The organism is Streptomyces sp. NPDC047108 (assembly GCF_040643575.1).
In the GTDB taxonomy this organism is placed as follows: Bacteria; Actinomycetota; Actinomycetes; order Streptomycetales; family Streptomycetaceae; genus Streptomyces.
Window position 1 is genome coordinate 262,430 of sequence record NZ_JBEYUP010000008.1, and the last position, 13,104, is coordinate 275,533.

Genomic DNA, 13,104 nt, shown 5'->3' on the forward strand with positions numbered 1-13,104 from the left:
CGCCCCTCAGGGCGCGGGACATCATCCACAGGAGCTCTCCCATGACCGCACGCGAGGCCGAGTCCGTCCGGATCGACACCAGCAGGCCGCATCCTGCACGCGTGTACGACTGGCTCCTGGGCGGAAAGGACAACTACCCCGTCGACGAGGCGCTGGCGCAGCAGATCCTCGGTGTCGACGCGAACGCAGCCGGCACCGCCAAGGCCAACCGCGCGTTCATGCACCGGGCCACGCGGTGGCTCGCAGGGACCGGAATCAGCCAGTACCTCGACATCGGCACCGGGATCCCCACCGAACCCAATCTCCACCAGGTCGCGCAGGGCATAGCCCCGGCGGCGCGCATCGTGTACGCGGACAACGACCCGATCGTCCTCCGCCACGCCGAGGCGCTGCTGCGCAGCGCGCCCGAGGGCACCACCGACTACATCCAGGCCGATGTGCGCGACCCCGGTCTGCTGACCGAACTGGCGGGACGCGTCCTGGACTTATCCCGCCCCGTCGCCCTGTCCCTCATCGGGCTGCTGCACTTCGTTCCGGACGAGGACGACGCGTACGGACTGGTGCGCAGCCTCCTCGACGCCCTGGCGCCCGGCAGTCATCTCGTCCTGTCCCATGTCACGGGGGACTTCGACCCCGCGTCCGCCGAGCGTGTGGTCGCGCTGTACGGGAAGGGCGGCGTCGCGCTCAGACCGCGGACGCGTGCCGAGGTCGCCGTGTTCTTCGACGGCCTCGAACTCGTCGACCCCGGACTGACACCCGCCCCGCACTGGCACCCGGAACTGGGGGACGGGCGGCCGGACGCGCCGGGACGCGAGCCGGTTCCGGTGTACGCGGCGGTGGCGCGGAAGCCCTGACCGCCCGCCGCTTCCGCCGTGACGGCAGAACGCCCTCTGTGACAGCAGTGCGCCCGCCGTGACTCCGGACGCGCTCGTTACCGCAGACGCTCTATGGCCAGCAGCGCGGCGTCGTCGTCGAGGTCACCACCGGCGTGCCGGAGGAGGTCCGCCCGTACCTGCTCCACGAGCCGGTCCAGGGGATCGGCGCCCCACAGCGCCGTCCTTTCGGGCAGCGGGTAGAACCGCCCGGACCGGTCCCGTGCCTCGATGACCCCGTCGGTGTAGAGCAGCAGACGGTCCCCGCCGTCGAAGGGGACGGTCTCCACCACCGGCCCGCCGTCGACGAGCCCGGCCAGTCCGATCGGCGGTCCGGGCTCCGCGGAGCCGCAGCCGTGGATGATGCCGTCCCGGATGGCCAGCGGCTCCGGATGCCCGCAGTGGACGAGGCGCACCACGGGTTCCTCCGGGATCTCCACGAGCAGCGCGGTGGCGAACCGCTCGGTGAACTCCTCCCCGTACAGCCGCTGGATGTTGCGGTGGGCGCTGCCCTCCAGCCAGCGCGCCACATCGCCCAGGCACGGCTCGTGGTGGGCGGCCTCCCGGAAGGCGCCGAGCAGCGCGGCGCTCGCGTCGACGGCGGGCAGGCCCTTGCCGCGCACATCGCCGATGAGGAGGCGCACGCCGTGCGGCGTGTGCAGGACCTCGTAGAAGTCTCCGCCGATCCGGGCCTCCGACTCGGCCGCCATGTACGTGCCCCGGAGCAGCACGGAGTCGACGCGGCCGGGCAGGGGGCGTATCAGCGTGCGCTGCGCCGTCTCGGCCACGGAGCGCACCTGCAGGAGCTCCCGCTCGCGGCGCTGCCGGATGGACGAGGCCAGGAGGCTCATCAGGCCGACGGCCACGAGCGCGATGTCGGTGATCTGCGACGAGGACGACCCCAGGCGGTGGTCGGCCACGTCGAGCAGCGCGTTGACCCCCATGGTCGACGCGGCGACGGCCGCCGTGGCGCGGACCCCGCAGATCGCGGCGGCGAGCACGGGCACGGCGGCGAGGACGGGACCGAGCCGCAGCCAGTCCGGCGTGACCAGCTCCACCAGCGCGATCACAGCGAGGAGCGCGAAGGGCGACAGGGGCGTCAGCCGCCGCAGCCAGGTCTGCGTCGCGGGGGTGCCGGCGGCGGGGGGCGCCGTGCTCTCGTACACGGGGTCTTCCTCCAACCGCCTGGGGTGTGCGGACGCGTACGGACAGCCGCCATGGGTGAGCGACGCGTACGGGCATCAGGGACGCCACCACGCTAGACGGACGCGCAGGGCGGCGGACCGGCCGAAAGACCGTGACGACCGGGCCGAAGGTCCCGAAGGAACCCGGGACCCCGGCTGCGGGGCGGGATCCTGCATCACCACCCTGACCTGCGGCGGAGCGGCGCCGTCCCCCTCCCGCGGACGGGCCGCCGATGAGTCGGTCGGTCGGGCGGGGTCCTAGAGAGCAGGGGGCCTCCGGAGCGGGGCGCCGCATCAAGGGCTCCGCGGCAGAGGAGCGCCCCAGCACGACCGGACCCACCGGACCCACCGGACCCACCGGACCCGACCGGACGCACATGAGCAGACCGTACGCAGAAGGAGGCTCGAACCATGACCACCGGAATCTCCGCCGATGTCGCGGCCATCCACGACGTGATCGACGCACGCACGCGCGCGCTGCGAGAGAAGGACCCCGAAGGGATCGTCACCCACTACGCACCGGGCGTCGTCGCCTTCGACCTCGCCCCTCCGCTGGCGACGACCGGAGTCGACGCGGGCGCCGTCGCGACATGGCTGGACACCTGGGACGGGCCGCTGGGCTACGAGGTCGAGCAACTCGCCGTCTCGGCGGCGGGCGACGTGGCGTTCACCCACAGCCTGGACCACATGTCCGGCCGCCAGTCAGGGGCCACGACCGATCTGTGGTTCCGGACGACGCTGGGACTGCAGCGCGTCGACGGCCGCTGGCTGATCACGCACGAGCACCAGTCGACCCCGTTCTACATGGACGGCTCCGGGAAGGCCGCACTCGACCTCGCCCCCTGAGCGGCGGACCGCTGCGCCGATCCCTCCCAGCCGGTGCTCGCCGCCTGTCGACCGCTGACCGCTGACCGCTGAACGGCCGCCAGACCGCCGGACCGCCGGGCCGGTCAGCGTGAGCGGCCGGGCAGGTGGGGGGAGAGGAGGCTGATCACCTGGTCCAGCCCGTCCACCGGCCGCGACTGGTCGGTCGTGACGGTGACGTGATCGTGGACGACCACGTAGTTGATCATGTCCCGCGCCTGTTCGTTGATCGTGCGCGGCGGGAGGCTCGGGAAGTCCGCGGCGTCCAGCGCCCGGCGCAGCGAGCGCAGCCCCGGGGCGTCCAGGGTGCCGTCCGGTCCGGCCTTCCCCTTTTCGACGGTGGTGTACGTGCCGTCGTCGAGAACGCGGAGCTGTTCCTTCCGTCCGGCGAAACCACCGCTGACGAACATCTCGACGAGGACCGGGGCGGGCACCTTGCGGTCATCGGAGGCGCTCGGGGATGCGGAGGGACCGGGCTGTTTGCCGTCCGGGGACGACGCAGCGGGGGAGGAGGCGGTGGCCGAGGGCCGGTCGGGTGACGCGCTCGGCGTCGCGGAGGCGTCGGGACCGTCGCCGCAACTCGACGCGAGGAGCGCGACGGCCGCCGCCAGCGCGACCGCCGTACCGCTCCGGAATCTCACGCTCACGGCCGCTCCTTGAGATGGCGTCATGGGGGGTCGAGCCGAACTCTGCCCCGTTCCGGGCCCGGAGGAAAGGAGGCTGCGCGGGAGTCCTCTCCCATGCCGGGTGACGGGTCGTCCCCCTTCACGGCCGCCGGTTCCGCCTACCGTGCCTCGGACGGGCAGCGTGCGATCATGACCGCGGTCCCGCACCCGGCGCCCGCCCCACGGCAGGGCTCGGCCCCCCCCCGCGACGGGAGGAACGTCATGGAGCCAGGAGTGACGGACAATCCGGAGCGCTCGCGGTTCGAGATCCATGAGGAGGGTGGCGACATCGCCGGGTTCCTCACGTACCGGCTCGGTGACGACGAGATCGCCTTCCTCCACACCGAGATCGACACGCGTTTCGAGGGTCGTGGCCTGGGCGGCCGGCTCGTCCGCGCCGCGCTCGACGCCGCCCGCGAGGACGGCCTGACCGTCCTGCCCCACTGCCCCTTCGTACGGGGATGGATGGAACGGCACCCGGCGTACGAGAGCTTGGTCCGGGAGGAGCACCGGGCCCGCTTCGGCTGGTGACTCCGTACGAGCGGATCCGGCCTCGGTGATCCTCGTCCGGCCTACCGCCGGATCAGCGCGATTCCCAGCTTGGACATCGGTCAAACCTGGACCCGATATTGGGGCCGCCTCCATATTGTCGGCTCGCCCGGGGGTCTCTAATCTCTGGGGTTCCGAACCGGAGAGGCCATTCCCGACGTGACGGCTCCGTGTGACGGCTCCATGTGACGGCAGCGCCAGCACCAAGGGAGAGGCGGATGACCATCCTGACCGTACCGGTCATGATCAGTTTCGGGTTGTTCCTGCTCGCCATGATCCTCGTCGGTATCTGGACCTACCAGGAGACCACCACCTTCTCCGACTTCGCCCTGGGCGGCCGTCGGCTGAGTGCGCCGGTGGCCGCGCTCTCCGCGGGCGCGAGCGACATGTCCGGCTGGCTCTTCCTCGGACTGCCCGGCGCCGTGTACGCGACCGGGATCGGCGCCACGTGGATCGCCGTCGGGCTCGTCGTCGGCACCTACCTCAACTGGCGCCTGGTGGCGCCCCGTCTGCGCACGTACACCGAACTGGCGGGCAACTCCGTAACGCTCTCCGCCTACCTGGAGGAGCGCTTCGAGGACAACACCCGCCTGCTCCGCTTCATCTCGGCGGCCGTCATCGTCGTGTTCTTCACCGTCTACGTCGCGAGCGGCCTGCTCGCGGGCGGCGTCCTGTTCGAGGAGATCTTCGGCGGCGGCTTCGAGTTCGCGCTCACCGTCTTCGCCGTGGTGATCGTCGCCTACACCATCCTCGGCGGTTTCCGCGCGGTGAGTATGACGCACACCGTGCAGGCCAGCGTGATGTGCTTCGCGGCCGTCGTCCTCCCCGCGATCGGCATCGGACTCCTGGGCGGCTGGACCGCGTTCGAGAACGTGATCAACGCGAACACCCCGGCGCTGCTGGACATGGGGGCCGAGGCGAGCTTCGACGGCGGCCAGTGGGCGTCGGGCAAGCCGCTCACCGCGGTCGCGGTCGTCTCCCTCCTCGCCTGGGGCCTGGGCTACTTCGGGCAGCCCCACATACTCGTCCGCTTCATGAGTATCCGCAGTACGAACGAGATACCCCGCGCCCGCCGCATCGGCACGACCTGGGTGATCATGGTCCTGGCGGGGGCCTCGCTCGTGGGCCTGGTCGGCATCGCCTCGCTCGACGAACCGCTGGACAACCCCGAGACCGTCTTCATAGCGCTGTGCGCGCAGTTGGTGAACCCGTGGTTCGCGGGTCTGCTCCTGGTGGCGGTGCTCGCCGCCATCAAGTCCACCGCCGACAGCCAGCTCCTGGTGTCGGCGACCGCGCTCACCGAGGACTTCTACCGCGCGTTCCTCAAGCGCAATGCCTCGGACGCCACGCTGGTGCTCGTCGGCCGGGCCACCGTCGTGGTCGTGGCCGTGGTCGCGTACATCATCGCTCTCAGCGGCGGCGCGGTGCTCGACATCGTCGCGTACGCGTGGGCGGGCTTCGGCGCGGCCTTCGGCCCGGTGCTCATCCTCTCGCTCTACTGGGCGCGCATGACGTGGGCCGGGGCGCTCGCCGGCATCGTGACGGGCGCCCTGACCGTCGTCTTCTGGAAGGACATCGACCCGCTCCTCGGGCCGCTGCAGACCGGCGTCTACGAGATGGTGCCGGGCGTGATCGCCGCCACGCTCGCCGCGCTGTTCTTCGGCCGGTTCGTCGGCCGCCCGCCGATGCGCGCATGGTCGGGTCCGATGCAGAACCGCAGCAGCACGAAGGTCATGGTGGGCTGAGGCCACCGCGACCGGAGCCTCGGCCCGTGGCCCTGGCCTGAGGGCAGGAGAACTCCGGGCTCATGGAGAAGTCTCCGCGCCCCCGGTTCACGCGCCCCCGGCTCACGCACGCCGGGATCAGGCCAGGGGTCAGGTCAGGTCCCGCAGGACGCGCTCCTCCTTCTCCGGGGCCAGCCCGATGGCGGGGCGGCCGGGCCGCCGAGGCGGCAGAACGTCCGACTTCCGCATCCAGGCCCACGTATCGGCCACGGTCTCCCCGACGGGCCGGCACCGCAGCCCCGCCGCGAGGGCCTTGGACACGTCCGCGCCGTGCAGGGTGTCGTGCAGATCGCCCGGCGGCAGCCAGACCGGGAGCTCCGTCCACGGCTCGATGCCCGCAGCGAGTACCGCCTCCGGGTCCGCCCAGCGGAGCCGGGCGTCGCTGCCCGTCACGCGTGTGCAGGCGCAGAGCAGTTCGCCCATCGTCGCGTGGCCGGGAGGGCTGACGAGGTTGTACGGCCCGCCGAGCCCGGCATCCGCGGCGTCCAGGAGCCAGGCGGCGAGATCCCGCCCGTCGATGTACTGCAACGGCAGGTCGCGGGGGCCGGGAGCGAGGACGGGGCCGCCGCGCGCGATCCGGTTCAGCCACCAGGGGAGCCGTCCGACGTTCTCCCAGGGGCCGAGGATCAGCCCCGCGCGCGCCAGCAGTCCGCGGTCGCCGAACGCATCGGTCACCGCCATCTCCCCGCCGCGCTTCGCCTCCGCGTAGTCGTCGTCGCCGTCGAGGTCCGGTGAGGCGTCCACCAGTGCGGCGCCCTCGTCCAGTCCGGCGGCGGTCGGGAAGCGGTACACGGACCGGCTGGAGACGTAGAGATACCGGTCGACCCGGCCCGCCAGCAGCCGGGCGGTGTCGCGTACGGCCGACGGCGCCCCCGACCAGGTGTCGACGACGACGTCCCACGCGCCGTGCTCCAGCGCTGCCAGGCCGCCGGAGGTCCGGCGGTCGCCGTGGAGCACCGTGACACCGTCCGGCGGCTCGTGGTGTCCGCGGTGGAAGACCGTCACCTCCGCGCCCCGGGCGACGGCCTCCTCCACGACCGCGCGTCCGACGAAGTGCGTTCCGCCCAGCATCAGTAGCTTCATGCCGCAGACTCTGCCCGCTCGCCGCGCCCCCGGGAACGTCGTCCTGCTGTCAGCAGATTCGCCGTGGGCGGACTCCGCACCGGGGTACGGGTGTACGGAGGCGTCCCGGGCGCGGCTACGTCAGACGAGGGGCGTGCGGCGTCAGGTGCCGGACAGTCCGCCGACCAGCCCGCCGACCACGTCGTCGAGCGTGCCGCCGACACCGTCGACGAGACCGTTCACCAGACCCCCGCCTCGTTCGTCGCTCTCGTCATCCGGCTGTCCGCCGCCCGGCGTGCCGGTGGAGGCCGGGTTCTCGTTGCCCGGTGCTCCGGCGGTGGAGGAACCGGTGCCGCGATCCCGCTCGGAGGGGCGGGCAGCCGGTGCCGGGGTGGGGGTGGCGGTCGGCGTGGCGGCCGCGGTGGGCGTCCCCGCGTCGGCCTGAGGGTGCGATGCGTACCTGCTCGTCCGCGGCGCGTCGCCGTGTTCCCGCACCAGCTCGGGCTCGGCGGAGTGCGAGGGTTCGAGCGCCGGGCGCGCCGGGGTGGAATCCGCCGCGGTGGGTTCGGCGCCCCGCAGTTCGTCCTGGCCGGAGTCCTCGGCCTGACGGGAGTCGAGGCCCGGGCGTGCCTGTGCGGGCGCGTCGTCCCCGGCGGTCGAGTGGAGCGCGAAGGCGATGGCGCCCGCCGCGCTCATGGCGACGACGGTCTTGAGCGCGGTGGAGCGCGTCTGGCGTATGCGGCTGGGTCGGCTGTGTCTGCCCATCTCGCTCGTGTCTCCCGGTGACGTCGCTGGGCTGGGCGGGGCGGCGCCCCAGTAAAGCCCGAGGAGGGGCGCCGAACACCGTTCCGAGACAGAGTCGTTACAGGTCGGGGAATGAAACGGAGCATTCCGTTCCGGGGGATGCGCGTGGTTGTGGCGACCTGCGCCGTATGCGGGAATTCAGAGGGCGCAGTACATGATGTGCAGCCCGACGTAGCCATGCTCGGGATGCCGGAAGCCCTCCGGGACGGTGCCGATCACCTCGAAGCCCAGCGACTCGTACAGCTCCACGGCGCGTGTGTTCGTCTCCACGACGGCGTTGAACTGCATGCCCCGGAAGCCTGCGGCGCGGGCCCACTCCAGGGTGTGCTCGACCAGGGCCCGCCCGACTCCGCGTCCGCCGTGCTCGGGGTCGACCATGTAGCTGGCGCTGGCCACGTGGGCGCCGTTGCCCCGCTGGTTGCGGTTCATCTTGGCCGAGCCCAGGACCGTGCCGCTGTCGTCGACGGCGATCACGGTGCGGTCGGGCGGCGGAAGCATCCACCATCCGCGGCCCTCTTCCCGTCCGAGGCCGGGCGGGAAGGTGAAGGTGTCACCCGCGGCGACGATGCGGCGGAAGAACGGCCAGATGTCCGGCCAGTCCTCCGCGGTGGCTTCCTTGATCAGCATGTGCTCCAGCATGTCGGGACGGGTGCCGGGAAGCCAGTGCTTTCCCTGCGCGTCCGGTGCCCGGGCTCCTGCGCCGGGGGTCCGTTTCCCGGGCTGCCGGGGAAGCGGAGAATTTCAACGGTCAGTATTTCTCCGTGCAATGAAATGGCGGCGGAGTCCGAAGAGGGCCGGACCGGGGCATGGGCCGACCGCATATGATTCGCGCCACACTTGCGAACTCGTGGTCACGCACCGTATGTTGACGTGCCGTTTGCTACTCACGGTAACGCGCGCCTCGGTGATTCACGGCGTTTCCATCGTGAACCATCCGTGATCACAACGTTCACAAGTGCCGCCACCCGCTGATCTCCGGGCCTGACGGTGCAGTTCGGTGCGACTTACAGGAACCTCACGAGACCGGTCAAGAGGGTGTAGTCGGCAGGCCCTTCCCGGGGGTTGTGGATCTTCGGGTGAACTGCGATCCTCACCTCGGCATCCATTCCCGATGCCGGGGAACAGGTGAACAAGTGAAGGCTTCGACTGCTTCATGACGCGCGCTCACATCAACTGATCGAGACGAGGAGACAGGCTCTTGCGGTCCCACTCAGTCCCGGGAGCCGGAGCGTGCGCCGCTTTTACGGAGTGCGGTGACCGCGGTTTCCGCATTCCTTTCGCCGACACTCTTCTTCATGGGCCGAACGCCGGAGTCGCCATTCCCCGAACAGAGCGCCGGGTGGCACGGAGATCCCTAGCGGCCCGGAGAAATCCTGATCCCGATTCGGGGCGGCGGAAAGAGTTCGGAATTCCGCGAGCAGGGAACGCGATGACGTATGCGGAGCGGCGGGAGGTGGCCTGATGGAAGGTCAGAAGGTCATGGAGTGCTTCTGCAGCGGCGACGAGCCCGATGCCGGGGAGCTGGTCCCGATGTTCATGACGGCGATGGGCCCGCTCGTGGGCGGCACGGGCCTCCTGGAGGAGGAGCACGACTTCTGCGGTGAGAGCGGCAGCGCGATGCTGCTGCGCCATGCGGAGGACCGGGGTGCGGAGCACGCCGATACCGTCGTGGGCGCCGCCTTCGAGGTCTTCGAGCGCCACAGTCTGTCGGTCTACCGTGACGACCTGATGCTCACCGAGAGCTACTGGTCGCTGGAGGAGCAGCTCTTCGACGCGGTCGCGCCCTCCCGGCTCCTGTGTGCCCGGAGTTCGTCCGTGGCCGACCGGCGGAGAGCCGACGCGGTGACGCGGTCGTGGGTCCGTGGTGTCTCGCTCTCGACGGGCTCCGACTGCCTGGTCCCCGCCCAGTCCGTCCACCTCCCGTACTTCGCGCCCGAGGGGGAGGGTTACCTCCGCGACCCCGTCGCCACCGGGGCCGCGTCCGGACTCTCCTGGTCGGCCGCCGCGCGCCGCGGGCTCCTCGAAGTGATCGAGCGGGACGCGCTGATGATCATGCACTATCTGCAGCTCTCGCCCGACCGGCTCGACCTCCGGCGCTGTCGCGAAGGACGGCTGGGTGAACTCCTGGCCGCGGCGCGGCGCGACGGCCTCGAGGTCCGGCTGTTCCGCGCCCCCACCGATCTCCCCGCCCATGTGGCCGTGGCCCAGGTGACGGGCCCGTCGGGCACCGGCCCCGAGATGACGCTCGGCGCCAAGGCGTCCCTGTCGCTGAACGACGCGATGGCGGGTGCGGTCCTCGAGGCGCTCTGCTTCCGCCGCGGACTGCGGGACCGCTACGAGGACGCCGTGCGCCACGCCGACACCTGGGTCACCACCGGCATGGACATCGGCTGCCGGGAGGACCGCATCGGCTACTGGGCGCAGCCCGGCCGGTCCCGCGAACTCCCGTATCTGCACCTGGAAGGCCCCGCGCTGGACCCCGCCGACCTCGAACCGCGGGCCGGGTCGATGCGACGCCTGGTCGCCCAGGTCCTCGACCGCGTCGGGGATGTGGTGGTCTGCGATGTGACGACGGACGACCTGCGCGACATGGGGGTGTCCGTGGTGAAGGTCGTGGTGCCGGATCTGCAGCCGATGCATCTCGCCGAGCCTTTGCGGGTGTTCACGCCGCGTCTGCTCGGCTTCGGGGCGTCGGGGGGCTTCGGACGGATCCTGCCCGGGGACGTGCCGCACCCCTTCGTCTAGCGGACCTGTCGGGGTCGCGCGGTGCTGAACCGTTTCCTCCGGGGAAGCCGGACGGTATGCGGCCGGGGCCGGGCGGTGTCTCTCGGCGAGCGCCGGGCAGGGCTGCGTGGGAATCCTGCGACAGGTGTCCACTCCAGGGGCGTTCAACTGGTCATATCTGGCCGGAACTTGACGATCCTTCACCCGGGCTGCACCACGACACCCGTCCGGATCCGTATCGTTGAGGCGACCCGCAAGATCGATCTCACGACCGGTCGGCGGCGCGTCGGGAGTTCGTGAGGACGGGGCGTCCTCACGGGCTCCGCACGGGGAGCGCGCCCGCCCGGGCCCGCCCTCCGCTCCTGTCCGAGGAATTGATGACACCCATACCGGACGCACCGATCTGGCTCCTGCTCCCGGGCCTGGCCGCTGCCGGGGCGGTCGCTCTGCGCTACCGCGGCATCGCCGCCGCCCGCGCGAAGCGCATCGCGGCTCTCGAGGCAACCGTCCAGGACCGCGAACAGGCCATTCGGATGCGTGACGCCGAAGCGCACCACCTGGTCGAGCACCGCGTACCGGCCCTGATGAAGGGCCTGTGGCAGGGCAGGCCGACCGAGACGCCGGGGCTGCTGCACGACGAGCTGGCGGGCACGCCCTTCGCGCAGGCCCAGTACACGGTGCTCGAGATGTTCAGCGGTGTGCCCGCGGAGGCGTCCGAACGAGCGGAGTCCGCGGCGCGCGCCGCGGTGAAGACCGTCACGCGGTCGATGGAGGCCCTGCTCAACGAACAGCAGCGTGCCATCCTCGACATGCTGGAGCGGCACCACGACGAGAAGGTCCTGTACGACGCCAACGCCATCGACCACGCCAGCAGCCAACTGAGCCGCAGGACCCAGGTCATCGGCGTCCTCACCGGGTCCAGGCCGCTGCGGCAGCGGACCAACTCGCCGCTCGAGGACGTCGTCCGCGGAGGCATCTCCCGCATCCGCGACTACCAGCGGGTCAAGGTCACGGGACGGCCGGCCGCCGCGGTCGTCAGCCGCGTGGTCGAGCCCGTCGTGCTCGCCGTCGCAGAGCTGCTGGACAACGCCGCGCGCCACTCCGAGCCTGGCTCGGACGTACGGGTGTGGTTCGTCGAGGGCCACAACGGCGTCAGCATCGTGATCGACGACGCCGGGGTCGGACTCAAGCCGGAGGACCGGGAGTTGGCGGCGCGTCAGCTCTCCGGCCGGGAACCGGTCCTCCTCACACAGCTCCGCAACCCCCCGAAGTTCGGCTTCTCGGCCGTGGGCGTGCTCGCCGCCCGGTACGGGTTCCGGGCCAGCGTCGAGCAGGAGTCGGACTACGGCGGCGTACGGGCCGTGGTCTACCTCCCCAAGGAGCTTCTGACCACCGACCTCGACGGGCAGTCGTCGTCCGCCGCACGGACCCGGACCGCCGGGGCCGGGAACGGCGCAGCGCCCGCGGATGAGCCCCCGTCCGCAGCGCGGGGTTCCGCGCCCGCAGAGGCAGGCGCCGCTCCCGCTCCGGCAGTCGGGGTGCCCCACGCGGAGTCCGCGACGGGGACGTCGGCGGACGAGGCCGAGGCCCGCGGATCCGACGAGACCGCCGAGGGGTCCGGGGCCCCGGCGCGGACCGCGGACACCACCGCCCGCACGGGGGACGACACCGCCGCGCCGGAGACGGGCGCTTCCGGCGGGCATGATCCGCGTCCCGACGCAGTGCGGGAACAGCGCCCGGAGCCCGGTGCGCAGGAGCCCGCCGCCGCGCGGCAGTCTGCGGCCGAGAAGGAGCCCGCCGCCGGGCGGGAGTCCGGGCCCGGCGCACAGGAGCCTGCTGCCGAGCAACAGCCCGCGACCGAGCCGCAGTCCGGGCCCCGCGCGCACACCCCCGCCCCCGTCACCGAGCCGCAGTCCGGAGCCGCGGCCGTGGCCCCCGCAGCCGCCGACCCGTCGTTCCCCCTGCGCCCCGACGGCCTCCCGCAGCGCCGCCGCAACCGGCCCCGACGTCCTGCCGCGCCGCCCCGGCCCGCGATGCAGACGCCGTCGAACCCGGCGGGCAGCGTGGGTGCGGTCGTACGGGGCCGGCGCCGAGCCGCACAGCGACAGCAAGACCAGAACGAAAGGAACCCGGAGTCATGACCACCCCCGGCACCGATCTCAGCGGCCTCGGCTGGATCCTGGACGAGAACATCCTCCGACTCCCGCACACGCTCCGTGCCCTGCTGCTGTCGGCCGACGGTCTGACCGCCGCCTCCTCCGACGGGGTCGACCGTGACATGGCCGACCGTATGGCCGCCGCGGTCTCCGGGATGCAGTCCCTGAGCCGCGAGGCCGCCGAGTTCGCCGACTGCCAGGAATCCCCCTGGGAGTTGACGATGATTCAGTACACCGACGGGTTCATCTTCACCATGGCCGCGGGCCCCGGCACCTTCCTCGCGGTGGCCACCACCGCGGACGCCGACGTCGAGGCCGTGTCCTACGCCATGGAGAAGGCCATCGACCGGCTCGGGCACGAGATGAGCCTCCCCGCACGGGACTCCGCCGGCAGCTCGGCGTGACCCCGCCCCGGCGCGGCCGGGACAGGGGACTGGTGC

The 13,104-nt window shown here is 71.9% G+C and carries 12 protein-coding genes; 7 read left to right on the top strand and 5 right to left on the bottom strand.

The annotated features are described in order from the left end of the window. Nucleotides 1–41: 41 nt before the first annotated feature. Nucleotides 42–854 carry an SAM-dependent methyltransferase gene (locus ABZ822_RS19070; RefSeq protein ID WP_360854896.1) on the top strand — a complete coding sequence of 271 codons (813 nt, stop codon included), beginning with the start codon at nucleotides 42–44 and terminating at the stop codon, nucleotides 852–854. Nucleotides 855–931: 77 nt separating this feature from the next. On the opposite strand, the gene ABZ822_RS19075 is transcribed toward ABZ822_RS19070, so the two are convergent. Beyond that, nucleotides 932–2,038: a PP2C family protein-serine/threonine phosphatase gene (locus tag ABZ822_RS19075; RefSeq protein WP_360854899.1), complete on the bottom strand. Its 1,107-nt coding sequence runs from the start codon at nucleotides 2,036–2,038 to the stop codon at nucleotides 932–934. Between the two features lie 429 nt (nucleotides 2,039–2,467). Between ABZ822_RS19075 and ABZ822_RS19080 the strand changes: the two genes are divergently transcribed. Beyond that, nucleotides 2,468–2,902, top strand: coding sequence for a nuclear transport factor 2 family protein (locus ABZ822_RS19080; RefSeq protein WP_360854902.1), 435 nt, complete (start codon nucleotides 2,468–2,470; stop codon nucleotides 2,900–2,902). A gap of 104 nt (nucleotides 2,903–3,006) precedes the next feature. Here the strand turns inward: ABZ822_RS19080 and ABZ822_RS19085 are convergent, their stop codons facing one another. Then, nucleotides 3,007–3,567, bottom strand: coding sequence for a hypothetical protein (locus ABZ822_RS19085; RefSeq protein ID WP_360854905.1), 561 nt, complete (start codon nucleotides 3,565–3,567; stop codon nucleotides 3,007–3,009). A gap of 240 nt (nucleotides 3,568–3,807) precedes the next feature. On the opposite strand from ABZ822_RS19085, the gene ABZ822_RS19090 reads away from it, so the two are divergent. Together ABZ822_RS19090 and putP are read left to right on the top strand one after the other, a co-directional pair. Further along, complete coding sequence (locus tag ABZ822_RS19090; RefSeq protein ID WP_360854908.1) at nucleotides 3,808–4,116, top strand: GNAT family N-acetyltransferase; 309 nt, start codon at nucleotides 3,808–3,810, stop codon at nucleotides 4,114–4,116. Between the two features lie 236 nt (nucleotides 4,117–4,352). Next, nucleotides 4,353–5,879, top strand: coding sequence for a sodium/proline symporter PutP (gene putP, locus ABZ822_RS19095; RefSeq protein WP_360854911.1), 1,527 nt, complete (start codon nucleotides 4,353–4,355; stop codon nucleotides 5,877–5,879). A gap of 129 nt (nucleotides 5,880–6,008) precedes the next feature. On the opposite strand, the gene ABZ822_RS19100 is transcribed toward putP, so the two are convergent. The 3 genes from ABZ822_RS19100 to ABZ822_RS19110 all read right to left on the bottom strand — a co-directional run bounded on the left by ABZ822_RS19100 (nucleotide 6,009) and on the right by ABZ822_RS19110 (nucleotide 8,411). Further along, nucleotides 6,009–7,001, bottom strand: coding sequence for an NAD-dependent epimerase/dehydratase family protein (locus ABZ822_RS19100; protein WP_360854914.1), 993 nt, complete (start codon nucleotides 6,999–7,001; stop codon nucleotides 6,009–6,011). Between the two features lie 141 nt (nucleotides 7,002–7,142). Beyond that, nucleotides 7,143–7,745 (bottom strand): extensin, encoded by a 603-nt coding sequence (locus ABZ822_RS19105; RefSeq protein WP_360854917.1) that lies wholly within the window; start codon nucleotides 7,743–7,745, stop codon nucleotides 7,143–7,145. A 177-nt stretch (nucleotides 7,746–7,922) separates the two neighbouring features. After that, the gene (locus ABZ822_RS19110) at nucleotides 7,923–8,411 is read right to left on the bottom strand and encodes a GNAT family N-acetyltransferase (protein WP_360854920.1); all 489 of its coding nucleotides are present in this window, start codon (nucleotides 8,409–8,411) and stop codon (nucleotides 7,923–7,925) included. Nucleotides 8,412–9,245: 834 nt separating this feature from the next. Between ABZ822_RS19110 and ABZ822_RS19115 the strand changes: the two genes are divergently transcribed. From ABZ822_RS19115 to ABZ822_RS19125, 3 genes are all read left to right on the top strand, one after another. Continuing rightward, nucleotides 9,246–10,529 (top strand): YcaO-like family protein, encoded by a 1,284-nt coding sequence (locus ABZ822_RS19115; protein ID WP_360854923.1) that lies wholly within the window; start codon nucleotides 9,246–9,248, stop codon nucleotides 10,527–10,529. Nucleotides 10,530–10,885: 356 nt separating this feature from the next. Beyond that, nucleotides 10,886–12,649 carry an ATP-binding protein gene (locus ABZ822_RS19120; protein ID WP_360854926.1) on the top strand — a complete coding sequence of 588 codons (1,764 nt, stop codon included), beginning with the start codon at nucleotides 10,886–10,888 and terminating at the stop codon, nucleotides 12,647–12,649. After that, entirely contained in the window at nucleotides 12,646–13,068 is a 423-nt protein-coding gene (locus tag ABZ822_RS19125) for a roadblock/LC7 domain-containing protein (protein WP_360854929.1), read from the top strand. The genes ABZ822_RS19120 and ABZ822_RS19125 overlap by 4 nt, the downstream gene beginning before the upstream one ends. Nucleotides 13,069–13,104 lie beyond the last annotated feature (36 nt).